Below are 23,559 nucleotides of genomic sequence, written 5' to 3' on the forward strand. Positions count from 1 at the left end.
CCCTCTCATGAAATTAGATTCCGCGGTTTTATCTCAAAAGATATTAGAAATGTCTGAAGGAGACGAGGATTTCAAAGTTGAACTCACTTCAGCCATTCATTCCGGCCTACTGGAACTCAGACAGCAATATTCTATAGGAAAGGAAAAAGCTGACTTGGATATCATTCAGCAAATCCGGCATAAACTCAAACCAACTTTAGCCATGTTTGAGTTTGATGAACTTTCGGAGTCTTTACAGGAGGGAAAGCAAATATTAGAAAGCGAGGGGTTTGGAGTTAATTTTGAATCCCATTTTAAAGATTTTACATCCAAACTTGATGAAGTTATACAAGAAGTATCCTCTTTAAAGGATACTATGTAATTTGAGATTTTTACATGGATTGGCCTCAGGGGTTATCAACAAAAAATGGAGCAACCACTCGGCGCTCCAGTTTTTATTAACCCTATGAAATACATTTACACTCGCAAAAGTATCGCTTGAATGTGTTTTGAATTTGATCTCAATATCAACAACTTGTGATGTTTTTTATTGAATGTCTTTCATGCCTATTAAACAAACTACTTACCAAGGACCTCCTTTTTATCTCTTTAATGGACATTTAGAAACCATTATCCCAAGTCTTTATAGAAAGGTCGAGGGATTGAATTACCTGCGGGAAAAAATCCCTACTCCAGATAATGATTTTCTGAATCTGGATTGGTCCAAAGTAGGTTCCCGACGACTTCTAATCATTTCCCATGGCTTGGAAGGAGACTCTGAGCGACATTATGTAAGAGGGTTAGCAAAGCTTTTCAATAGTAATCAAATTGACGTCCTCGCTTGGAATAATCGCAGTTGCGGTGGAGAAATGAACCTGCAGCCGGTTCTCTATCATCATGGGGCAGATTATGATTTGAAGACCGTGATTTCCTATGTGGTGGACAAATATGATTATGAGGAAATCTTCCTCACAGGCATCAGTATGGGTGGCGCACAAACCCTAAACTACCTGGGAAAAAATAGTGAAGCATTGCCTGCTCAAATCACAAAAGCAGCTGTTTATTCCACTCCCTGTGATCTGCCTTCCAGTGCAGCGACATTGAAGAGTCGAAGAAATGTTTTCTACAAAAAACGCTTTTTGGGTAAATTGAAAGATAAAATGCGTCGTAAAGCGCTTCAATTTCCCGATTTGATTGACTTGGATTTACTGGAACAGGTCCAAGATTTTGATTCATTTGACACCCTTTTCACAGCCAAATTACATGGTTTTGAAGATGCTAGGGATTTTTATCAGTCTGCGAGCCCCGGGCCTTGGATTGAAAAGGTTCCAATCCCGACATTGATCGTCAATGCATTGAATGATCCCCTTTTGGGTGAGGAATGCTACCCGGTAAAATTAGCTGAACGAAAGTCAGAAATCATTTTGGAAATGCCCAAAAGGGGCGGGCATACAGGCTTTATACTTTCCAAAAATGAATTTACCTGGGCAGAATATCGCTTTTTAAGATTCTTTTTGGAGGAATAGCAGACGATTTATTTAAATTGGAATTTAGAACCCAAAATTGAATTAGAGAAGGGTTAGCCTCGAGTTATCCCTTAGTAAATTGCTTTAGTCATGAGAAAATTATTTTTCTTTTCCATTCTAGTATTTTTCTTCCTCACACTTTTTTTGATGTGGTATTATTCCTTTCGGGATTTCAGTTTGGGGTATTTTGTCTTGGGTATTTTAGGCGTTTTGACGGCCCTTGGTATCTATGATTCTCTTCAATCCAAGCACGCGATACTCAAGAATTTTCCTGTAGTCGGGCATTTTCGGTATATCTTGGAATCCATTAGCCCGGAGATTCAGCAATATTTCATTGAAAGCAACACTGACGGGAAGCCATTCAATAGAAATCTCCGCTCTCTTGCCTATCGCAGATCAAAAAGTGTCAATGACACCCATCCATTCGGCACCCAGCGAGACTTGGATGGAGAAGATTATCTGGCATTGAGACATTCCATTTATGCAGTTCACCCAAAGGAAGAAGATCTTCGGGTTACCATCGGTTCCGAGTTTTGCAAACAGCCCTATTCAGCTTCTATTTTCAATATTTCTGCCATGAGCTTTGGTTCGCTTTCTTCCAATGCGATTAAAGCTTTGAATCTAGGCGCTAAAAAGGGCAAGTTCTTTCACAATACAGGGGAGGGAGGAATTTCTCCCTACCATCTACAAGGAGGAGATATCTGTTGGCAAATAGGTACAGGTTATTTTGGTTGCCGAGATGAAGAGGGAAATTTCAATCCTGAGATGTTTAAGGAAAAAGCAAAACTTCCTGAGGTTAAGCTTATAGAAATCAAAATTTCCCAAGGTGCCAAACCAGGGCATGGCGGGGTCTTGCCTGGTATAAAAAACACTCCGGAAATAGCTTCAATCCGAGGCCTAAAAGCAGGAACCACTGTTTTATCACCTCCCTCTCATTCTGCTTTCTCAGACCCAAAAAGCCTGATTCAGTTTGTCGAGAAATTAAGAGATTTATCAGAAGGGAAACCAATCGGCATTAAACTCTGCATCGGTAGAACAGAGGAATTCATCGAAATTTGTAAGGAAATGGTAGCTCAAAACTGCTGGCCGGATTTTATTACCATTGACGGTGCTGAAGGCGGGACAGGTGCTGCACCTCTTGAGTTTTCGGATAGTGTGGGTTTGCCCTTGGAGCCGGCCTTGATATTTGTACGAGCAACGCTCGAAAAGTACAATCTCCGCGAAAAGGTCAAAATCATTGCTTCAGGCAAGATTTTGAGTGCTTTTTCCATTATCAAGAATATCGCTTTGGGAGCGGATGCTTGTAATTCTGCCCGTGGATTTATGTTCAGCTTGGGATGTATCCAAGCCTTGCGCTGCAATACGAATGAATGTCCAACGGGAGTAGCTACCCAACGCAGGGGATTAGTAAAAGGCCTGGTCGTCAAAGATAAATCCGAGCGGGTCTACAATTTTCATAAAAACTCTGTCAAGGCAGTCAGCGAACTCTTAGGCGCTGCAGGTCACTATCATACCGAGGAGCTTAGCGTGCATGATTTGGTAAAAGGTGATGAAATGATCAAGCTTGCAAACCGCTATTTCCCGGATACGGTTAATACCCAAGTTTAATCAAATCGCTTTAAAGCCATTTCTGCCACTGTTCCACCGATCGAGAGCGAACTCGTAGCTGCTGGGGAAGGAGCGTTCAATACATTAATTGCATGGGCAGACTCACGAATGGCAAAATCATCGAGCAGTCCTCCAGTTCTGTCGCAAGCCTGAGCTCTCACGCCGGCACCACCGTCTACCAAGTCAGATTCTTGGATTTCAGGAATCAAATCCTGCAGGGCTTTTGTGAATGCTGATTTTGAAAAAGACCGATAAAGTTCTCCAAAACCGGTTTTCCAGTATTTAGCAGCTACTTTTTGAAAGCCTGGCCAAGCCAAGGTTTCGGAGAGTTCTGGTATTGAAATCTGGGACTTTTTATAGCCCTCCCGTTTAAAGGCCAGCACTGCATTGGGTCCTGCTTCAACACCACCTTTTTTCATTCGGGTAAAATGCACTCCTAAGAATGGGAAATTAGGATCAGGAACTGGGTAAATTAGATTTTTGACGAGGTATTCTTTATCCTGCTTTAGCTTGTAGTATTCTCCGCGGAAAGGGATGATTTTCACATCCTTGATCTGCTCATCAGTCAGTTTGGCAACCTTATCTGAGTAAAGGCCAGCACAGTTGATGACTAATTTAGCTTCAAATTTTCCTTTTGAAGTTTCAATGTAATTTATAGCTTCCTTTGAATTGATTTCCAATACTTTATGACTAAGAAATATTTCTCCACCCTTTTGAAGAATTTTTCTTCCGTAAGCCAATGCAACTTGATAATAATCCACGATTCCTGTTTGAGGCACGTGCAATGCCGCTACTCCCGCGCAGTGAGGCTCATATTCTTTCAGCTCTTCTAGAGTGATCTTCCGAGTACCTGTAAGGCCATTCGCGAGTCCTCTTTCCAGCAGCGTATCCAATAAAGGCTTCTGTTCTTCTCGGGTTGCTACGACTACTTTTCCGGTGATTTCGAAGGGGATTTTTTCTTCTTTGCAAAAATCTATCAATTCATGGTAGCCTCTGATACAATTGGTGGCTTTCAACGATCCCGGCTTATAGTAAAGTCCAGAATGGATCACCCCAGAATTATTGCCAGTCTGATGCTTGGCCAGCTGGTCTTCCTTTTCAAACAAAGCAATTTTCAACTCCGGCCGCTCGTTTAGGATTTTCAATCCTGTGGCAAGTCCTACAATTCCTCCTCCTATGATAGCAATGTCGTAAAGCATTTATTCTTGTTTTGAAGCTCAAATATAGCTTAGGGACTTTTAACTTTTCCAGTACAATCCTAGGAATGATTTGATCGTTTTTCGAAAAATTCACGTTTCTACTCTGAGAAACCGCTCAAAATGAATTTAATTTGCCATCCTTAAGTTTCAGGGAAAACCTATTTGATGAACCGAGTTTCACTTTTCTTTTTACTGTTTTTGATTTCCCAGTTTTCCTACGGACAGTTCCGGATCAAGGGAAAAGTTACTGATGCAGAAACAGGAGACCCCATTCCCTTCGCAGCGGTATTAATTAAAGGCACCGGAACCGGGATGAATACCGATTTCGAGGGCTTCTATGATTTGGAAATTAAAACAGTCGCTGACAGCATTCAGGTCAGCTATTTGGGGTATATCACTCAAGTAAAGCCACTGAGCAATTCCAAGGAACAGACCATCAATTTCCAACTTCGGCCATCTGATTTTGAATTAGAGGCTTTTGTATTTGAGGCTGGAGAAAATCCCGCTTTTGAAATCATCCGGCAAGCGGTGGAAAGAAGAAAGGACTTTGATAAACGAAGTCTGGAGGCCTACGAAACGAAGAATTACACCAAGATCGAGATTGATATTGATCAGGTTTCCGAGGAATTCAGACAGCGAAGATCCGTTCAAAAGGTGACTTCCGTTTTGGACAGTATTCGCCAACTAACCAATGATGAGGGAGAAAAGATTCTGCCGGTCTTCTTTTCGGAGACAGTGAGTAGATTTTACTTTCGTAACAATCCACTACTGAGAAAGGAAATCGTTGAAAAATCCAAAGTCACTGGGGTAGGTATTACCGACGGTTCTACAACTTCTCAGATTACCGGTTCGGCTTTTCAGGAGTATAATTTTTACAGAAACTGGCTGACTATTCTTGAGAAGGAATTTGTATCGCCTATTGCTGATGGCTGGAAGACCTTTTACGACTATGATTTGATGGATTCGGTTTTGGTGGGTCAGGACACTTGCTATCAGCTTCAGGTCTATCCAAGGCGAGAACAAGACTTAGCTTTTTCCGGTACTATTTGGATCAAAAAGAAAGATTATTCGCTCAAGCAAGTGGATTTGACCGTGCCCAATTCTGCCAATCTCAATTTTATTGAGCGCATTAAAATCCAACAAGAACTGGAGCCGACGGAAAAAGGTCCATTAATCCCAAAACGAACGCGGGTTCAGATCAAAATCGGTCAGGTAACACCAAATACCGCAGGTCTTTTGGCTAAGTTTTATACCGCAACTGACAGCGTCAAACTAACTGAACCTAAGGCAACCAAATTTTTCAATAATGCCGTAGAGCTTAAACCTGATTTTGGCGATGCGAGTGAAGAATTTTGGATTGCAAATCGCATGGATCCGCTTTCTTCTGAGGAGTTGGCTGTTTTGCAAATGGTAGATACGCTGAAGAAGATTCCTGTTATTCGTTTTTATTCGGAGGGGTTGAAGTTTTTTGCCACGGGATTTTTGCCAGTTGGAAAAATCGATTTGGGACCTTGGACAGAATTTGGAAACTACAACAATGTCGAAGGACTGAGAGGTGGTTTTGGGCTTCGGACGAATTACAAGTTTTCCAAAAAATGGGCTTTTCAGGGATACCTGGCCTATGGGTTCAAAGATCAGCGATTTAAATACTCGGTTTCTGCGAAAAATATCCTAGATCGAAAGCATTGGACGACGCTCGAATTGAAATCCACTCGGGAAATCGACCAGGTGGGATTGGAGATGGAATCCTTGGAGGGAAATTCCATATTCCTGGCAGCAAGCCGTTTTGGGACATTGAGAAGACCCTTTATCAGCACCTCGCAGCAATTAAATTTTGATCGGGAGTTTTTCAAGGGATTTCTTTTCCGTACCGGAATTAGAAGAGCTCAGTTTGATCCGCTTTTCGATTTTTACTTCATAGAAAAGGGCACGGGCGAACTGAAATCTGATTTCCAAACGACCGAGTGGAGAGCCAGTCTTCGCTACGGACGGGATGAGATTATTTTGATCAACGACAATGAAAGATCCTCTTTAGGCCCATCCAAATGGCCCATTTTGGAATTGAATTATGCCCGGGGATTTGATTGGCTGGGAGGAGAGATCGATTATCAAAAACTGAGCTTTTACCTCTATCAGCGATTGAATATGGGGCTTTTTGGGGTTTCACGCTATGAATTGGATGCTGGGAAAGTCTTTGGTGAGGTGCCATATCCCATCTTGAAAAACCATTTGGGAAATGAAACATTTTTCTACACGACAGCGGCTTTCAATACGATGAATTTCAATGAATTCGCATCTGATCAATTTATCAGCTTACGATATAGGCATTTTTTCGAGGGCTTCCTGCTCAATCGAATCCCACTGATGCGGAGACTAAAATGGCGAGCTGTAGCCAATGCCAATTTCCTTATGGGTTCAGTTTCTGATCAAAACATCAATAATATCCCTGCTTTTGGACCTGATGGGACAGCTTTGGAAAGCTTTGGAAGATTGGATCCCACCCGACCTTACATCGAACTGGGCTATGGGATAGAAAACATCTTCAAATTTTTCAGAGTAGATTTTTTTCACCGCATGACCTATTTGGATATGCCTGAGGCTAGGCCTTTTGTGGTGAAAGTGAGTGCACAGATTATTTTGTGATTTTCTAATTATATCAGGTTTATTTTTCCTTTGCATGCACTTATTGCATATTTGCACCTTCAACCAAACGCCTGTTTGTAAAGGCTTATAAATTTTATGTCTCAACAAATTAAAATTACCCTTCCGGACGGTTCGGAAAGGAAGTATGAAAAAGGAACTAACGGACTACAGATTGCTGCCAGTATCAGCGAGGGTTTAGCCCGGAATGTCCTAGCCGCAAAAGTCAATGGTCAGGTATGGGATGCCACCCGGCCGATCGAAGAAGATTCTCAACTCCAATTGCTGACTTGGAACGATGGAGAGGGTAAAAATACCTTCTGGCACTCCTCTGCTCACTTATTGGCCGAAGCTTTGGAAGCCCTCTATCCAGGAATCAAGTTTGGAATTGGACCTCCGATTGAGACAGGTTTTTATTACGATGTGGATTTCGGAGATCATACGCTTGATGGGTCAGAACTTGAAAAGATCGAGCAAAAAATGATCGAATTGGCCCGTGAGAAGAATGAGTATATCCGAAAAGCCATTTCAAAAAAAGATGCAATCGCTTACTATCAGGAAAAAGGCGATGAATATAAATTAGACCTCTTGGAAGGTCTGGAAGACGGTTCGATTACCTTCTACGAGCAGGGTAACTTCACGGATCTTTGCCGTGGTCCTCATATTCCGAATACCGGCTTTATTAAAGCTGTCAAGCTGACCAATATTGCCGGAGCTTACTGGAGAGGGGACGAGAATCGAAAAATGCTGACTCGTATTTATGGGGTGACTTTTCCGAAGGCAAAAGAGCTTCAGGAGTATTTGACCATGCTTGAAGAGGCCAAAAAGCGGGATCACCGAAAGATTGGCCGTGAATTAGAGCTATTCACTTTCTCCGAAAAAGTAGGGCAGGGGCTTCCGCTTTGGTTGCCAAAGGGTACTTTGCTTCGTGAGCGACTAGTAGCTTTTATGAAAAAAGCTCAGGATAAATCAGGTTACGAGCAAGTGACTACCCCACATATTGGTCATAAGGCGCTATACGAAACCTCCGGTCACTACGAGAAATACGGGAAGGATTCTTTTCAGCCCATTGCGACACCACATGAAGGTGAGGAGTTTTTGCTGAAGCCGATGAATTGTCCGCATCACTGCGAGATATACAAGCATAAACCAAGATCCTACAAGGATTTGCCGATCCGCTACGCTGAATTCGGTACGGTATATAGATACGAGCAAAGTGGAGAGCTGCATGGTTTGACCCGCGTTCGAGGATTTACTCAGGACGATGCCCACATCTTCTGTCGTCCTGAGCAGGTCAAGGAAGAGTTTATAAAGGTAATTGACTTGGTATTGTATGTTTTCAAAGCTTTGGGTTTTGAGGATTACACCGCTCAGGTTTCCCTACGTGATCCAGACAATAAGCAGAAATACATCGGTACAGATGAAGCTTGGGAAAAGGCGGAATCAGCTATTATCGAGGCTGCGTCTGAAAAAGGTCTAGAGACTGTTACCGAACTAGGAGAGGCTGCTTTTTACGGTCCGAAGCTGGACTTCATGGTGAAAGATGCTTTAGGTAGAAAGTGGCAATTGGGAACGATCCAAGTCGATTATAACCTACCGGAGCGTTTTGAGCTGGAATACATTGGATCTGATAATTCCAAACATAGACCAGTGATGATACACCGGGCACCATTTGGTTCCTTGGAGCGTTTTGTTGCTGTTTTGATTGAGCATTGTGCTGGTAATTTCCCACTTTGGTTAGCGCCTGAGCAACTGATCATTTTGCCTATTTCTGAGAAATTCAAGGAATATGCCGAGCAAGTCAAAGCTCAGCTTGATGATGCAGGTATCTCTGGAAGTATTGACAATCGTGACGAGAAAATCGGACGTAAGATTCGGGATGCCGAAGTGAAGAAAGTGCCTTTCATGCTTATCGTGGGCGAAAAAGAGGCTGCTGAAGGAAGGCTATCTGTCAGAAAGCATGGCGAGGGAGACCTTGGAAGCCATACGGTAGATGGATTTATCCAGTATTTTCAGGGGATCATCGCAGAATCATTAAGCAAATAATAATTTCGTAAAATATTCTTCTGCTTTTTTGAATTGGAAATAATTCCGATATTTGCAGTCGATTTCAATAAAATAAACTAAGTAATTTGAGAAACAACAGACAACCAAACCGAGGTCGGAGAGAAGAACCATACAAGGTAAATGAAAGAATACGAGCTAGAGAAGTACGTGTCGTAGGAGAATACGTCGACGGTGGAAACGCCCTGATGGCCACTGACAAGGCTTTAAGATTAGCGAGAGAAAATGACCTGGATTTGGTGGAGATATCCCCGAATGTGGATCCTCCTGTTTGTAAAATCTTGGATTACGCCAAGTTTAAGTACGAGCAGAAGAAGAAGCAAAAAGAAATCAAAGCTAACGCTGCGAAGGTAGTTTTGAAGGAAATCCGATTCGGTCCTAACACCGATGATCATGATTTCAATTTCAAGCTAAAGCATGCAATTAACTTCCTAAAAGAAGGAGCAAAGGTGAAAGCCTATGTGCACTTTGTGGGTAGAAGTATTGTATTTAAGGAGCGTGGTGAAATGCTTCTTTTGAAGTTTGCCCAAGCACTGGAAGATTATGGTGCAGTAGAGCAGCTTCCAAAGCTCGAAGGAAAGCGAATGAATATTTTCATCGCACCTAAGAATAAAAAATAATTTCAACCAACTAAAAATAGCTAAAATGCCAAAAGTAAAAACCAAATCTTCCGCTAAAAAGCGTTTCGCTTTGACCGGAACAGGAAAAATCAAAAGGAAGCACGCTTACAAAAGCCACATCCTGACTAAGAAAGCCACCAAAAGAAAGCGTAATCTGACCAAAACTGGTTTGGTTCACGAGTCTGACGAGGGCCGAGTACGTGACATGTTGAGAATCTGATCAGCCTGTCTATCAATTAATTAAGGTTTATTTATTCACCAGATGCTTCGGTAAAAAAGATCTCGAAAATTCGGGGCACCGAGTGTCAAAAAACAAAAAATTATGCCAAGATCAGTAAACGCGGTAGCGTCAAGAGCAAGAAGAAAAAAAGTGCTTAAAGCCACAAAAGGTTACTTCGGAAGAGGTAAAAATGTGTGGACAGTAGCCAAAAACAAGTACGAGAAAGGACTTCAGTACGCGTATAGAGATAGAAAAGTGAAGAAGCGTGAGTTTCGTGCACTTTGGATCCAGCGTATCAATGCCGGTGCAAGACAGCATGGCATTTCCTACTCACAATTCATGGGTATGTTGAAAAAAGCTGATATCGAGCTAAATCGTAAGGTTTTGGCTGATTTAGCAATGAATCATCCCGAGGCATTTAAAGCAGTTGTTGAAAAAGTAAAGTAAGCGTTAGCACCTTACTTGACGGAAAGCCTTCCCATTTGGGAGGGCTTTTTTTATGCATTCTCGAGAATAGATTGATTTTGAACTCAAGTTGATATTGTCGCCATCCGTGATAGTGTAGCGCATTTAACTCTGTACGCTAACCAATTGGTTAATCTTCCATCTTGGAAAATAAAAAAAGGCTTCCGTTTCCGAAAGCCTTTGTAGCGAGGACGGGAGTTGAACCCGTGACCTCAGGGTTATGAATCCTGCGCTCTAACCAACTGAGCTACCTCGCCAGATATTTTAAATCACTATTTCAATGTATCGGGATACCTCACCAGAATCACTTAACTTTTTTTAGTGTTTATATTTCAAATTAATGCCTATATTAAAGCACTTCAGATTTTAAAACACTGAGGTCGAAAACGTGTTTTCCAACCAAGAAGATCTCCCTGTCAAATGGGAATGCAAATATGAGGTCTTGCAATGTTAAATGCAAGCTGACGTTCTTTAAAAAAGTAAAAAAAATAGACCTAAAAAGCCTGAAATCATGGTTAAAAATAAATTTGTTGCTGATTATCAAATCAATGCCTCCAAAAAAATTCTTTTCCAATACATCAGCACGGCTAGTGGATTAGAGGAGTGGTTTGCCGATGAGGTAAAGATCAATGAGGACAAGGTTTTTATTTTCGATTTTGATAATGATGAGCATCATGCCAAAATCGCATCTATCAGAAATAATTCTCATGTAAAATTTGAGTTTTTTGATCCCACCAATCCAGAAGAAAAAGACCATTCATACATTGAGTTTAAGCTTGAGGAAAATGAATTGACTCAAACTTTATTTCTAAAAGTCATTGATTATTCTGATGGCTATGATGACGAAGAGCTTGAGGCAATTTGGGAAGGGCTCGTTGGGAAACTAAAAGAAATTGTTGGTGGTTAATTTGTCGGAATTCACCAATTTTGACACGTAATTAATTTTGCTTTCCTCTAATTCTATGGAATAAGAGTAAGGACAGGCATGAAAAAACTAGATAAACTGATTATAGGGTCTTTTATAGGCCCATTTTTATTGACTTTTGTCGTGGTTGACTTCATTTTGTTGATCGTCAACATGCTGAAGTATTTCGATGAGATTTTTGGTAAAGGACTCAGCTTTTGGATTTATGCTGAGTTGATCGGGTATTTTGTGGTCAGTATTTCTCCTATGGCTTTGCCGCTGGCAGTTTTGCTGTCAAGCTTGATGACCTTTGGCAATCTTGGTGAGCACTTTGAACTCACCGCTATAAAAAGTAGTGGAATTTCCCTTTTGAGAGCCTTGAGACCTATTGCAGTTTTTACTGTTTTCTTGGTGATTCTTGCATTTTTATCCAATAACTTCCTAGTTCCAAAGGTCAACCTTAAAACCTTCAGTCTTCTGTATGATATCAGAATGAAATCTCCGGCTTTAGACATTCGGGAAGGAATTTTTTACGCAGGTATTCCGGGATATAGTATCAAAGTCAATCAAAAAATAGGGGATAACGACCTACGGGATATTATTATTTACAACCATAATGATGCCTTAGGCAATCTTGATGTGACTATCGCAGATTCGGGCAGGATGGAGAAGTTTTTCAATGAAAACTACATGCGGCTTACACTTTATAATGGCATCAACTATCGGGAAGCTCGCGCCACACGAGGAATCAGTGAAAAACCAGTTGAATTCCGAAGAAGTACCTTCGATGAAAATGTGATCATTTTCGATATGGATGAATTTCAGCTTAGTCGTACACCGGAAGACCTCTGGTCTACTAATCGAGCCATCAAAAATATTTCGCAGATCAAAGTAGGCCTGGATTCAATTTATACACTTGTGAATGATCAGCGCTTTCAAAATTATCAAACGGCTTCGGGTATTTATCCATTCTTTACCAGAGAGCGGACTTTGGAGCCTCTTCCTGCTATTGCAGAGCGCAAAGCACAAGATGATACGCTAAGGGCCGAGAAGGCAAGAAGGTTAAGAGCAGAACAGGATTCAATCCTTGAAGCGAAAAACCTATTAAAGAGGGACAGCACCGAAAAAGTGGTTGAATCTCCTGAAAACAGAATCAAAGTAGGAGGAGGGGACTCAATTCTATCTGTTAAATCAGTGAAGTCTGTTTCGAAAAGTGATTCAATTTTTTCTGCGAAAAAAGCAAATCGAATTAAAAATCAAGAAGTCCTTGATGAGGAAGAGTTGGTTGAAAATCCTCAAGAGGATATCTTAGAAGAGAAAAAGGATAAAGTGGCCAGAACAGAACTACTTACTGAAGAGGAAAAATCCAAAATTGATTCGATCGTATTTAAAAGAGGTTATCGATCTAATTCTCTGACGATGGCATTAAACAATGCACGCAACCTTAAGAATAATTTTAATGTCAAGCGAAGTCAAATCGAAAACTATGAGCGGGAGTACCGTCGCTTTCAAATAGCCTGGCATCAAAAATATACCCAAGCTTTTGCATGTTTCGTCATGTTCCTGATAGGTGCTCCATTAGGTGCGATCATTAAGAAAGGAGGATTGGGAATGCCGGTTTTGGTCTCGATTATTTTCTTTATCGTCTATTATATGCTGACCATTACTGGGGAAAAATGGGCAAAGGAGGGAGTAACCGATCCGATTATCGGGACTTGGTTTAGCTGCGTCATGCTATTGCCTTTTGGACTTTTCTTTTTGAAGCAGGCAAGAAAAGACGCAAGACTATTCGAGCCAGACTTCTACACTCAATGGTGGAAAGGGGTAAAAGCTAAATGGATCAGCAAGGATTGATTCCAAAAGGATATTTTATTTTCAAATTAATCCCCTTACCTTTGTGACTGTTTTAATTAATTTAGCTAAACATGTATTTAACATCAGAGAAAAAACAAGAGTTGTTTAAGAATCATGGACGGTTAAAATCTGAAACTGATACAGGATCACCTGAATCTCAGATTGCCCTCTTTACTCATCGAATCAAGCATTTGACTGAGCATTTGAAAAGCAACAAAAAGGATCACTCATCTAGATTAGGTCTTTTGAAGTTGGTAGGTAAGCGAAGAAGCTTGCTAGACTACCTTTCAAAGAAAGACATCGAGCGATATAGAAGTATTATCGCCGAGCTAGGAATCAGAAAATAATCCTAAGTAAGGTTCTCCACATCGAGAACCTTACTTTTTTCTTTTTTAGCTGGACGCGCTTACTTTTAAGACAAAGAAAAATTCATCAAAAAAAATTTATGTTACCAAATTTAATTACAAAGACTATCACCCTACAGGATGGTCGTGAGATCTCTATTGAGACCGGTGCTCTTGCCAAGCAGGCAGACGGTTCGGTTGTTGTGCGGATGGGAAAGGCAATGCTTCTTGCCACGGTCGTTTCAAAAAAAGAGGCTGGAGAAGGTGTTGATTTTTTACCGATGTCGGTAGATTACCAAGAGAAATTTGCTGCTTCAGGAAAGATTCCTGGAGGATTTTTGAAAAGAGAAGGAAGACTCTCAGATTATGAAATCTTGATCAGCCGACTGGTTGATAGAGCTATCCGACCTATTTTTCCGGATGATTATCATGCTGATACTCAGATTGCAATCACATTAATGTCCTCAGACGAGGATGTATTGCCAGATGCACTAGCTGGTTTAGCAGCTTCCGCGGCTTTGGCAGTTTCAGATATTCCTTTCAATGGACCAATTTCAGAAGTTAGAGTTGCTAAGATTGATGGCCAATTAGTAATCAATCCCAGTCCTTCTGATCTCGAAAAAGCCACATTAGAGTTTATCGTAGCAGGATCTCTTGACTATATCCTAATGGTAGAGGGAGAAGCTGACGAAATTTCAGAAGATGAAATGGTTGAAGCTCTTCAGTTTGCTCACGAGGAGATTGTTCGTCACTGTCAAGTCCAAGTAGAGCTTACCAAAGCAGTAGGAAAAGAACAAAAACGTGAATACAACCACGAGAAGACCGACCCTGCACTTTTTGACAAAATGAAGGAAGAGCTTTATGACAAGCTCTACAATGTAGTCAGTAAGCAAATAGCAAATAAAAACGAGCGCTCTGAATTAGTCAAAGCTATCAAAGATGATTTTATCGAAAGCTTGGGTGAAGAGCATGAATTTGAAGCAAGTTTGATCGGTCCATACTTCCATAAGATTCACAAGGAAGCTGCCCGTAATTTGACTTTGAATGAAAAGAAGCGTCTTGACGGTAGAAAACTAGATGAAGTAAGACCAATTTGGTCTGTCGTTGATTATTTGCCTTCTGCGCACGGTTCAGCTGTATTTACAAGAGGAGAAACACAATCTGTGACCACTTGTACGCTAGGAACTAAAATGGATGAGCAAATGGTAGACGGAGCTGTGCTTTCTGGATACAATAAGTTTTTCCTTCATTACAATTTCCCTGGATTTTCTACTGGAGAAGTAAAGCCAAATAGAGGACCTGGTCGACGTGAAGTAGGTCATGGCAACTTGGCCATGAGGGCTTTGAAGAAAGTACTTCCTTCTGAGAATGAAAATCCATATACAATTCGAATCGTATCTGATATTCTGGAGTCTAATGGTTCATCTTCCATGGCGACAGTTTGTGCAGGATCATTGGCTTTGATGGATGCAGGTATTCAAATCAAAGCTCCCGTTACAGGAATCGCGATGGGGATGATTTCAGATGCTAAGACTGGTAATTATTCCATCTTAAGCGATATTCTTGGAGATGAAGATCATCTTGGCGATATGGACTTCAAGGTTACCGGTACAGAGAAAGGTATCACTGCTTGCCAAATGGATCTGAAAGTAGAAGGCTTGGATTACAGTGTATTGAAAGAAGCTCTTTATCAAGCAAAAGAAGGTCGTCTTCATATTCTGAATGAAATCACCAAGACTCTTGCTGCACCAAAAGCTGATCTTAAGCCACATACTCCACGTTCTTACGTGATGTTTATTCCTAAGGAATTGATCGGTGCTGTTATCGGTCCTGGTGGAAAAGTCATTCAGGAAATCCAAAAGGATACAGCTACCACGATTGTGATTGAAGAGATTGATAATCAGGGTAAAATCAATATTTTCTCTGCGAACCAAGATAACTTGAATCAGGCCTTGGCGAGAATCAAATCCATTGTCGCTCAGCCCGAAATTGGTGAAACTTACACTGGCAAGGTGAAGAATATTCAGCCTTTTGGAGCATTCGTGGAATTTATGCCAGGTAAAGATGGTTTACTACATATATCCGAAATCAAGTGGGAGCGTGTAGAAAGCATGGACGGTGTACTTGAGCCGGGAGAGGAAATCATGGTTAAGTTGATTGATATTGACAAGAAGACAGGTAAATTTAAGTTGTCCCGAAAGGCTCTTTTACCAAAACCTGAAAAGCCAAAATCAGATCAGCCTTCATAAACCTGATTTAAAATATTATCATTAACTTCATAAGAATCAACCAATACAATACTGAATGAGGCAGCTGAAGATTAGTAAGCAGATTACCAATCGGGAGAGTCAGTCTCTCGATAAGTACCTTCAAGAGATCGGAAAAGTGGATCTTTTGACTGCAGACGAGGAAGTAGTTCTTGCTAAGCGAATTCGCGAAGGAGATCAATTAGCTTTAGAGAAATTGACCAAGGCAAACCTACGTTTTGTTGTGTCTGTAGCCAAGCAATATCAAAATCAAGGTCTTTCTTTAGGTGACTTGATCAATGAAGGTAATCTTGGTTTGATCAAGGCAGCGCAGCGATTTGACGAAACCCGTGGTTTTAAATTCATCTCTTATGCTGTTTGGTGGATTAGACAGTCCATTCTTCAGGCCCTTGCCGAGCAATCACGTATTGTTCGTCTTCCTCTAAACCGAGTGGGATCTTTGAATAAAATTTCAAAGACTTTCAGTGAGTTGGAGCAGAAGTTCGAACGTGAGCCTTCGCCAGAGGAACTTGCGGAGGTTTTGGAAGTCACAGCTTCCGAGGTAGTCGATACGATGAAAATCTCCGGGCGTCATGTATCCATGGATGCTCCATTCGTTCAAGGTGAAGAAAATAGCCTTTTGGATGTATTAGAGAATGATGGTGATGAAAAGCCAGATGACGGCTTGATGACTGATTCCCTTAGAAAAGAAGTACAGCGAGCACTTTCTACGCTTACACAGCGTGAAGCAGACGTGATCACCTTGTATTTCGGTTTGAATGGTCAGCATGCCATGACTCTTGAAGAGATAGGAGAGAAGTTTAATCTTACTCGTGAGCGGGTAAGACAGATAAAGGAGAAAGCGATCCGAAGACTCAGACATACCTCGAGAAGTAAGACGCTCAAACCATACTTAGGCTAACATAAAAAGGGGTTTCGGCCCCTTTCTTTTTTGCCTTTTTCCAATTTTCTTAAATGATTTGGGTCACATTTGGGAACTTTAACATGTTCTATATTTGTGACACAAACAGATTTACAAAAATTTGCCTTATTTAATTTCAAATTAGATGAATCAAGAAATAGAAAAAGTTAAAGTATTGATCGTAGGATCAGGGCCTGCTGGATACACAGCAGCTATTTATGCAGCGCGAGCAGGTTTGAACCCTATTCTTTATACAGGTGGTCAGCCTGGTGGACAATTGACCATTACTACAGATGTGGAAAATTACCCTGGCTATCCAGATGGAATCATGGGGCCTGAAATGATGGAAGATTTTCGAAAGCAAGCTGAGCGCTTTGGAACCAAAGTTCGCTATGGTCTTGTGACGGCTGTGGATTTCTCCCAAAAACCACATGTGGTTACTGTAGATGATCAAATCCAGCTAGAAGCTGACACAGTGATCATTTCTACAGGTGCCTCAGCGAAATGGCTCGGTCTTGACAGTGAGACTCGATTGAATGGTAAGGGTGTCTCAGCCTGTGCCGTTTGTGATGGGTTTTTCTTCCGAGGTCAGGATGTGGCAATTGTTGGGGCAGGGGATACAGCCTGCGAAGAAGCTTCCTATTTGGCCAATATCACCAATAAAGTTTACATGTTGGTGAGAAGAGACGAAATGCGTGCTTCTCAAATCATGCAAAAGCGTGTCTTGAATAATCCTAAAATTGAGGTTCTCTGGAATACCGAAACGGATGAGATCTTAGGAGAGGATGAGGTGACTGGCGTGCGCGTTTTAAATAATATAACAGGAGAAAAACGGGAATTGAAAATTTCTGGCTTCTTTGTTGCTATTGGTCATCAGCCAAACACAGAAGTATTCAAAGATTTCATCCATATGGATGAAGCAGGCTATATCAAAACCATTCCAGGAACGACAAAAACAAACGTGGAAGGGGTTTTTGCCTGCGGAGATGCCCAAGACAATGTGTACCGACAAGCTGTCACAGCAGCTGGTACAGGATGTATGGCTGCTTTGGATGCTGAACGCTATCTGGCAGAGTCAGAAACCCATTAATTAAATGCATGAAGTATCTTCGGTTGATACTGATTCTAGGAACTATACTGAGCATTGGAATAGAACATTCCAATGCTCAAATTTTTCCTAAGATCATAAAAAAAGATAAATCAGAAACCCAATTTGAAGCAAAGGAGCGCCCTAATATCGAGTTGAGAGGATTTGACCAAGAGTCATATTTACGAACCCTCTCATCGATCACAGATTCTATCCTTTTTCAAAATAATGTCAATTTGGGAAAGGTTAGATCTATTGTTTCCGAAGATCAGGATTATATGATTTGGGCTCCCACCAACCGATTGGCAAAGGTGTCAGAGCAAATTTTGATTGATAGTATTTGGGTGACTGCCTATGAATACTACTCATCTTGGGATTCCAAAAAGGTAGACATCTACAACTTTGATGTAGACCAATTTCAGGATACCGTAAAAGTACGTCTCTATGATACATTTTTTGGCTACGATTGGAAGCTACCCCTTGTAGAAACACCTGTTACTTCCCGTTTTGGATATAGATGGCGTAGGTGGCATTATGGGACTGATTTAGATTTGATTACAGGTGATCCTGTTTATGCGGCCTTTGATGGAATAGTGCGGGTAAGGTCTTACGATCGATATGGATACGGCTACTATCTTGTAGTAAGACATAAAAATGGCCTAGAGACTCTTTATGGTCATCTTTCTAAGTTTCTTGTTGATATAGGGCAAGAAGTGAAAGCAGGGGATATTATAGCCAAAGGAGGAAATACCGGAAGAAGTACAGGTTCACACCTACATTATGAGCTTCGTTATAGAGGCTTAGCCTTTGATCCGGAAATCGTCTATGACTTCAGCGCACCAAAAATCTTGAGTCAGGAACTTTTTATATCCCCAGCCACTTTTTCTCACATTGCCAAAGCCCGACAGCGTGTATATCACCGTGTCAGGAGTGGTGAAAATCTAGGAGTCATAGCCAGGCGATACGGCGTTTCAGTAAGCAGTATCGCTAGAATGAATGGAATATCGACAAGGAGTATTTTGCGAATTGGTCAAAACTTGAGAATAAGATAAAATGTTGAAGCTAGATATATTGGTGATCGCTGCGCATCCTGATGATGCAGAGTTGGGTTGTTCTGGAACTATTGCTGCTCATGTGGCAAAAGGTCATAAAGTTGGTATCGTTGATCTCACCAAGGGTGAAATGGGTACTAGAGGCACTCCTGAGCTTCGGTTGGAAGAGGCCGATAAAGCTTCAAAAATTTTAGGATTAGCTGCTCGAGAAAATATGGGTTTCAAGGATGTATACTTTCAGGATGATACTGCCCACCAGCTTGAGTTGATTAAGGTGATTCGGAAATATCAGCCAGACATCGTTTTAGCCAATGCTTTTACAGACAGACACCCTGATCATGGTAAAGGCTCCTCTTTAGCCACAAATGCTTGTTTCATGAGTGGCTTGCGGAAAATTGAAACAGAAGTGGATGGACAAAAGCAAAAAGCTTGGAGGCCGAAATTTGTCTACCACTTTATTCAAAACAATTACATAGAGCCAGATTTTGTCGTAGATATCACCGAATATTGGGACACCAAAGTAGCCAGTATATTGGCCTATCAGTCTCAATTTTACGATCCAAACAGTAAAGAGCCTGAAAGCTTTATTTCTGATCCTGAATTTTTACCATTTATCGAGGCACGTTCTAGGGAAATGGGCCACAAAATTATGACTAAGTACGGAGAGGGATTCACCGTAGAGCGAATGATTGGGGTGAATGACCTTTTTGATTTGAAATAATCAAGGAGCAAGTCTGCTGATAGTCCAGGCACCTGCTTCATTTTTTTCATACAAAATACGATCATGAAGTCGACTGGGTCTTCCCTGCCAAAATTCAATCTTGTGTGGCAGTACCCGGTATCCACCCCAGTGAGGCGGGCGAATTAATTTCTCTTCCTCAAATCTTAGCTGCATTTCTTTTAGTCTCTCTTCTAGCACTTCTCGAGAATTGATTTTATGGCTTTGTGGAGAGGCCCAAGCGCCAATTTGAGAACCTCTAGGGCGACTTAGGAAATACTCATCGGATTGACTCTCACTGATTTTTTCTACAGTTCCCATGATTCTGACTTGTCTTTCTAGCTCAGGCCAAAAGAAGGTCAAAGAAGCTTTCGGGTGATTTTCTAATTCTTGACCTTTCTCGCTTTGGTAGTTACTGAAAAACACGAAACCATAGTCCAATTCCTTTAAAAGAACTACCCGTCCATTTGGATAGCCATCTGCATGCAGGGTAGAGAGAGTCATCGCATTGACTTCCAGTACTTCAGCACTAATTGCCTCTCGTAGCCATTGGTGAAATTGCTCAAATGGGCTATCATTTACATCGCTGATATCCAGCGATTTGAGTGTGTAGTCTTTACGAATTGATGAAATATCCATACTTGATTAATCTCCTATTAAATTTATCAATAAAAGTACGATCGCTATTGCATTTATAAAATTTCGACCTATATTTTTCCTTTCATTAATCTGAAAAAATCAATGGAATGAAAAACCAAAGTACTCAAAATCCGCAAGCCGGAGATCTTTTGATTTCTGAGCCCTTTTTGCAGGATGAGAATTTTTCTAGATCTGTAGTACTTCTTTGTGAGCATAATGAAGAAGGAAGTTTTGGGTTGGTGCTGAACAAACCTTCCATACTAAGGCTTAATGAAATCGTAGATGGAATGGATTTTTTGGACGCTGAGGTGTATGTAGGTGGGCCTGTGGAGCAGAACACCCTACACTTTGTATATGTAGGCGAGAAGAAAATAGAAGGAAGCATTAAAATCGGGGAACAGCTTTGGTGGGGAGGTGATTTTCAGGAGTTAGTCGAGGCATTACGCCTTGGTCTTATTCAAGTCGAAACCATTCGGTTCTTTTTAGGTTATTCCGGTTGGGCTCCGGATCAATTGCAGGAAGAGTTGAGTGAAAATGTCTGGATTATCTGTCAATCCGAAATTAATCCTGACACGCTTGCCAATACTCCTGAGGAGCTTTGGAGAAGTCTTTTGAAAAATATGGGAGGCGAATTCAAGGTTATTGCAAATTATCCACCGGACCCAAGATTAAATTAGCCAAAATCCATACATTTGCCCATATAGTATTGAAATAGTAACGATTTTATGACTGATCATAGCAAGGATTCGTCCGAAAAGGACAAGGTGACTCAAGCTGGAGAAACTTCACCAGCAAAGGGTAAAAATGAAGAAATTGAAAATGTTGCTGAAGCTTCTGAAGAGATCAAGCCTGCGGAACATGTGACTCCTGAAAAAGTAGAGGACGAAGTTTCCAATACGGTGGAAGAGGTTGCTGAGCAAACATCTACTGAAGAGGTTTCCTCAGGCGAGACTCAGACTGCAAAGTCAAACGCAGAATCTAAAGAAGAGAATCAGGAAGAAAAGTCAGAAACTGAGGTTGATTCTAAAGTCGAGACTGAAAGTTCTTCTTCAGATGATGAATCTGAGGAAGATTCTGAAGAGGAGGAGCATGAAGAAGAGATCGATTTAGAGGGACTGAGCAAAGTAGCTTTGATCAAGTTACTCAAGGAGAAAACGAGCGATGCGCCGAATCCTTCCAAAATTGAAAAACTGGTCACCAATATCAAATCCGCTTTTGATGAATATACATCTAAGGAGCGCGAGGAAGCGTTTGAAAAATTCAAAAGCGATGGTGGTGCGGAAGATGACTTTGACTTTAGACCTTCTGATGAGGAGAAAGAATTCAATCGGGTATTTTTTGAATTTAGAGCAAAAGTAAACGCAATCCGAAAAGAAGCAGAACGCCAGAAAGAGAAGAATCTAGAATCTAAAAATCAAATTCTTGATAGGCTTCGTGAGCTAGTGGATGGTGAAGAAACGACTTTAAGCATTAACGCTATCAAAGCTATTCAAGAGGAATGGAAGTCTATTGGCCCAGTTCCTTCCTCGCAAAATAGAAGTCTTTGGGCAAGCTATAATGCGCTGATGGATCGATTCTATGATAATCGAAGCATTTATTTTGAGCTAAAGGAATTAGATCGTAAGAAGAATTTAGAGGCAAAGCTTGAGCTTTGTGACAAGGCAGAAGCCTTGAAAGATCATGCAAACCTTCAAGAGGCTATTAAGGAGTTGAATGAATTGCATGAGGAGTTTAAGCATATCGGACCTGTGCCAAGAGAGGAACAAGAGCCCCTTTGGCAGCGATTCAAGGCGGCTTCTGACGCGGTCTACGACAGACGAAAGGCCTTCTACGAAAGCCAGAAGGAAGTATTCAAAAAGAATCAGGAAGAAAAAGAACAATTAGTAGAAAAGCTAAAGGACTTTTTGGATTTCAAAGCTGATCGAATCAAGGAGTGGAATGCGAAAACCAAAGAAATCCTAGATATCCAAAAGCAATGGGAGAAAATAGGACAGGTGCCTCGCGAAGCTGCTCGTGAAATTAATCGTGCTTTCTGGGGATCGTTTAAGCAGTTCTTTAGCCATAAAAACCAATTCTTTAAAGAACTGGATGAAGTGCGCGCTACAAATGCGGCAAAGGCTGAGGAATTGATTCAAAAAGCAGATGCCATAAAAGAATCTACCGATTGGCAGGCTACAGCAAATGAAATGATCAAGCTTCAGCAAGACTGGAAGAAACTCGGACCGATGCCTGAGAAGAACAGAGATGGCCTGTACAAGCGTTTTAAAAGTGCTTGTGACTTCTTCTTCGATCAGCGACGAAATGCTAATAAACAAGCTAATTCCGAATACGAGGAAAACCTCAAAAAGAAAAAGGAAATATGTGCTAAAATTTTGGAGGCAGCTAAGTCTAATCCAACTGAGGAGCAAATCACTGAATTTGTAAAAGAATTCAACGATTTGGGCTTTGTTCCTCGAAAGAACATGAAGGAAATCCAGGCTGAGTTTAAAGCTGCTGTAGATAGCTATCTAGAGCATATGGAGCAGGATTTTGATCGTGATGATTTCTTGTTCCGATTGAACTTGAACAGAATTCAGGGAGATCCGAATGCTAACAAGACCTTCAACAAGAAAGAGCACGGTATCAGAAAGCAAATTTCAGATCTAGAGAATAATATTACACTCTGGAAAAATAACTTAGAATTCTTCGCTGCATCCAAAACGGCCGATAAATTGAAGAATCAATTTGATGCTAAAATTCAAAAAGCAGAAGAAGAGATTGAGAAACTAAAGAAGAAGCTTTCAATACTTAGAGAATTTTAAAATTTTTTCTCCTCATTATTAGCGAGATAGCAAAAGGTGAAAAAAAATCCTTCTGCTGCACTTGGAGCGAAAAACTTGAAAGTATATATTTGCACCACCTTAAAGAAAGCCTCTTTAGCTCAGCTGGTAGAGCAACTGACTTGTAATCAGTAGGTCGCTGGTTCGATCCCGGCAAGGGGCTCTTGATTATCAGGCACTTATAAGTTATTTCTTGTAAGTGTCTTTTTTATTTGCACACGATTTGCACAAACTTTGGCTCTTAGGGTACTTTTAGGGCATAAAAAAGCCTCCCATTTCTAGGAGGTCTTTGGACTGTGTTAAGTAATTAATCAGAATATTTTTAAGTCCTTATCCATTCAATTTTTGGGAGTTTTACGCCAAAAACGTTTTCAATTAATTCTCTCTTTCGGTCATCCTCTTTTTGCTCTTCTTCATTGGACTTTATCCAAGGTATAGGAGGAATGGCAGTTCCTTTTTCAAAAAGAAATTTCAAATCTTCTTTGGAAATAGTCTTTTGAAAATACGAATCCAATATTTTGATCTTTTCAAACTTAGTCATCCTCTATTCGGATTATTGGAGAAATTATCCCCATTTTTTCTAAACCCAAAACATATTGTTTTAGAGGTGTCATTTCCTTGGTCGGGAAATCAAAGAAAATTGGAACCTCTTG

21 protein-coding genes and 2 tRNA genes are annotated in these 23,559 nt (G+C 40.9%); 19 read left to right on the plus strand and 4 right to left on the minus strand.

What is annotated here, in order from left to right; translation table 11 throughout:
* The first annotated feature begins 7 nt into the window (after nucleotides 1-7).
* The 3 genes from OU792_RS14945 to OU792_RS14955 all read left to right on the plus strand — a co-directional run bounded on the left by OU792_RS14945 (nucleotide 8) and on the right by OU792_RS14955 (nucleotide 3,113).
* The gene (locus tag OU792_RS14945; RefSeq protein WP_274670587.1) at nucleotides 8-361 is read left to right on the plus strand and encodes a hypothetical protein; all 354 of its coding nucleotides are present in this window, start codon (nucleotides 8-10) and stop codon (nucleotides 359-361) included.
* 181 nt (nucleotides 362-542) lie between these two features.
* The gene (locus tag OU792_RS14950) at nucleotides 543-1,505 is read left to right on the plus strand and encodes a YheT family hydrolase (RefSeq protein ID WP_134201779.1); all 963 of its coding nucleotides are present in this window, start codon (nucleotides 543-545) and stop codon (nucleotides 1,503-1,505) included.
* A 90-nt stretch (nucleotides 1,506-1,595) separates the two neighbouring features.
* Entirely contained in the window at nucleotides 1,596-3,113 is a 1,518-nt protein-coding gene (locus tag OU792_RS14955; RefSeq protein WP_134201780.1) for an FMN-binding glutamate synthase family protein, read from the plus strand.
* On the opposite strand, the gene lhgO is transcribed toward OU792_RS14955, so the two are convergent.
* Entirely contained in the window at nucleotides 3,110-4,312 is a 1,203-nt protein-coding gene (gene lhgO / locus OU792_RS14960; protein WP_274670588.1) for an L-2-hydroxyglutarate oxidase, read from the minus strand. The genes OU792_RS14955 and lhgO overlap by 4 nt on opposite strands.
* A 165-nt stretch (nucleotides 4,313-4,477) precedes the next feature.
* On the opposite strand from lhgO, the gene OU792_RS14965 reads away from it, so the two are divergent.
* The 5 genes from OU792_RS14965 to rplT all read left to right on the plus strand — a co-directional run bounded on the left by OU792_RS14965 (nucleotide 4,478) and on the right by rplT (nucleotide 10,303).
* Nucleotides 4,478-6,955, plus strand: coding sequence for a DUF5686 and carboxypeptidase-like regulatory domain-containing protein (locus OU792_RS14965; RefSeq protein WP_274670589.1), 2,478 nt, complete (start codon nucleotides 4,478-4,480; stop codon nucleotides 6,953-6,955).
* A 96-nt stretch (nucleotides 6,956-7,051) separates the two neighbouring features.
* Entirely contained in the window at nucleotides 7,052-8,998 is a 1,947-nt protein-coding gene (gene thrS, locus OU792_RS14970; protein ID WP_274670590.1) for a threonine--tRNA ligase, read from the plus strand.
* A gap of 86 nt (nucleotides 8,999-9,084) precedes the next feature.
* Nucleotides 9,085-9,636, plus strand: a complete 552-nt coding sequence (infC, locus tag OU792_RS14975; RefSeq protein WP_026946446.1) for a translation initiation factor IF-3 — start codon at nucleotides 9,085-9,087, stop codon at nucleotides 9,634-9,636.
* Nucleotides 9,637-9,661: 25 nt separating this feature from the next.
* Complete coding sequence (gene rpmI / locus OU792_RS14980) at nucleotides 9,662-9,856, plus strand: 50S ribosomal protein L35 (protein ID WP_024282492.1); 195 nt, start codon at nucleotides 9,662-9,664, stop codon at nucleotides 9,854-9,856.
* A gap of 102 nt (nucleotides 9,857-9,958) precedes the next feature.
* Nucleotides 9,959-10,303 (plus strand): 50S ribosomal protein L20, encoded by a 345-nt coding sequence (gene rplT, locus OU792_RS14985; protein ID WP_024282491.1) that lies wholly within the window; start codon nucleotides 9,959-9,961, stop codon nucleotides 10,301-10,303.
* Between the two features lie 201 nt (nucleotides 10,304-10,504).
* On the opposite strand, the gene OU792_RS14990 is transcribed toward rplT, so the two are convergent.
* Nucleotides 10,505-10,578, minus strand: a tRNA-Met gene (locus tag OU792_RS14990).
* 254 nt (nucleotides 10,579-10,832) lie between these two features.
* On the opposite strand from OU792_RS14990, the gene OU792_RS14995 reads away from it, so the two are divergent.
* From OU792_RS14995 to bshB1, 8 genes are all read left to right on the plus strand, one after another.
* Entirely contained in the window at nucleotides 10,833-11,228 is a 396-nt protein-coding gene (locus tag OU792_RS14995) for an START-like domain-containing protein (protein ID WP_100626914.1), read from the plus strand.
* A 78-nt stretch (nucleotides 11,229-11,306) separates the two neighbouring features.
* Nucleotides 11,307-13,079, plus strand: a complete 1,773-nt coding sequence (locus OU792_RS15000) for an LptF/LptG family permease (RefSeq protein WP_274670591.1) — start codon at nucleotides 11,307-11,309, stop codon at nucleotides 13,077-13,079.
* Between the two features lie 71 nt (nucleotides 13,080-13,150).
* Nucleotides 13,151-13,426 (plus strand): 30S ribosomal protein S15, encoded by a 276-nt coding sequence (gene rpsO / locus OU792_RS15005; protein WP_024282487.1) that lies wholly within the window; start codon nucleotides 13,151-13,153, stop codon nucleotides 13,424-13,426.
* A 98-nt stretch (nucleotides 13,427-13,524) separates the two neighbouring features.
* Nucleotides 13,525-15,672, plus strand: coding sequence for a polyribonucleotide nucleotidyltransferase (gene pnp / locus OU792_RS15010; RefSeq protein ID WP_134201784.1), 2,148 nt, complete (start codon nucleotides 13,525-13,527; stop codon nucleotides 15,670-15,672).
* Nucleotides 15,673-15,727: 55 nt separating this feature from the next.
* A complete protein-coding gene (locus tag OU792_RS15015; protein WP_024282485.1) occupies nucleotides 15,728-16,591 on the plus strand; it encodes a sigma-70 family RNA polymerase sigma factor in 864 nt (287 codons plus the stop codon).
* 145 nt (nucleotides 16,592-16,736) lie between these two features.
* A complete protein-coding gene (trxB, locus tag OU792_RS15020) occupies nucleotides 16,737-17,681 on the plus strand; it encodes a thioredoxin-disulfide reductase (protein WP_134201785.1) in 945 nt (314 codons plus the stop codon).
* An 8-nt stretch (nucleotides 17,682-17,689) separates the two neighbouring features.
* The gene (locus OU792_RS15025; RefSeq protein WP_134201786.1) at nucleotides 17,690-18,730 is read left to right on the plus strand and encodes a peptidoglycan DD-metalloendopeptidase family protein; all 1,041 of its coding nucleotides are present in this window, start codon (nucleotides 17,690-17,692) and stop codon (nucleotides 18,728-18,730) included.
* 4 nt (nucleotides 18,731-18,734) lie between these two features.
* Nucleotides 18,735-19,451, plus strand: a complete 717-nt coding sequence (gene bshB1, locus OU792_RS15030) for a bacillithiol biosynthesis deacetylase BshB1 (protein WP_134201801.1) — start codon at nucleotides 18,735-18,737, stop codon at nucleotides 19,449-19,451.
* Here bshB1 and pdxH read toward each other — a convergent pair whose 3' ends face one another.
* On the minus strand, nucleotides 19,452-20,087 hold the full coding sequence (gene pdxH / locus OU792_RS15035; RefSeq protein ID WP_134201787.1) for a pyridoxamine 5'-phosphate oxidase: 636 nt from the start codon (nucleotides 20,085-20,087) through the stop codon (nucleotides 19,452-19,454). It abuts the gene before it with no gap.
* A gap of 107 nt (nucleotides 20,088-20,194) precedes the next feature.
* On the opposite strand from pdxH, the gene OU792_RS15040 reads away from it, so the two are divergent.
* From OU792_RS15040 to OU792_RS15050, 3 genes are all read left to right on the plus strand, one after another.
* Nucleotides 20,195-20,764: a YqgE/AlgH family protein gene (locus OU792_RS15040; protein ID WP_133391517.1), complete on the plus strand. Its 570-nt coding sequence runs from the start codon at nucleotides 20,195-20,197 to the stop codon at nucleotides 20,762-20,764.
* A gap of 48 nt (nucleotides 20,765-20,812) precedes the next feature.
* On the plus strand, nucleotides 20,813-22,888 hold the full coding sequence (locus OU792_RS15045) for a DUF349 domain-containing protein (RefSeq protein ID WP_274670592.1): 2,076 nt from the start codon (nucleotides 20,813-20,815) through the stop codon (nucleotides 22,886-22,888).
* A 108-nt stretch (nucleotides 22,889-22,996) separates the two neighbouring features.
* Nucleotides 22,997-23,069 (plus strand) — tRNA-Thr (locus OU792_RS15050).
* A 159-nt stretch (nucleotides 23,070-23,228) separates the two neighbouring features.
* Here the strand turns inward: OU792_RS15050 and OU792_RS15055 are convergent.
* Entirely contained in the window at nucleotides 23,229-23,447 is a 219-nt protein-coding gene (locus OU792_RS15055; RefSeq protein WP_274670593.1) for a hypothetical protein, read from the minus strand.
* Nucleotides 23,448-23,559 lie beyond the last annotated feature (112 nt).

This window comes from Algoriphagus sp. NF (assembly GCF_028823735.1).
GTDB classification, from domain to species: domain Bacteria; phylum Bacteroidota; class Bacteroidia; order Cytophagales; family Cyclobacteriaceae; genus Algoriphagus; species Algoriphagus marincola.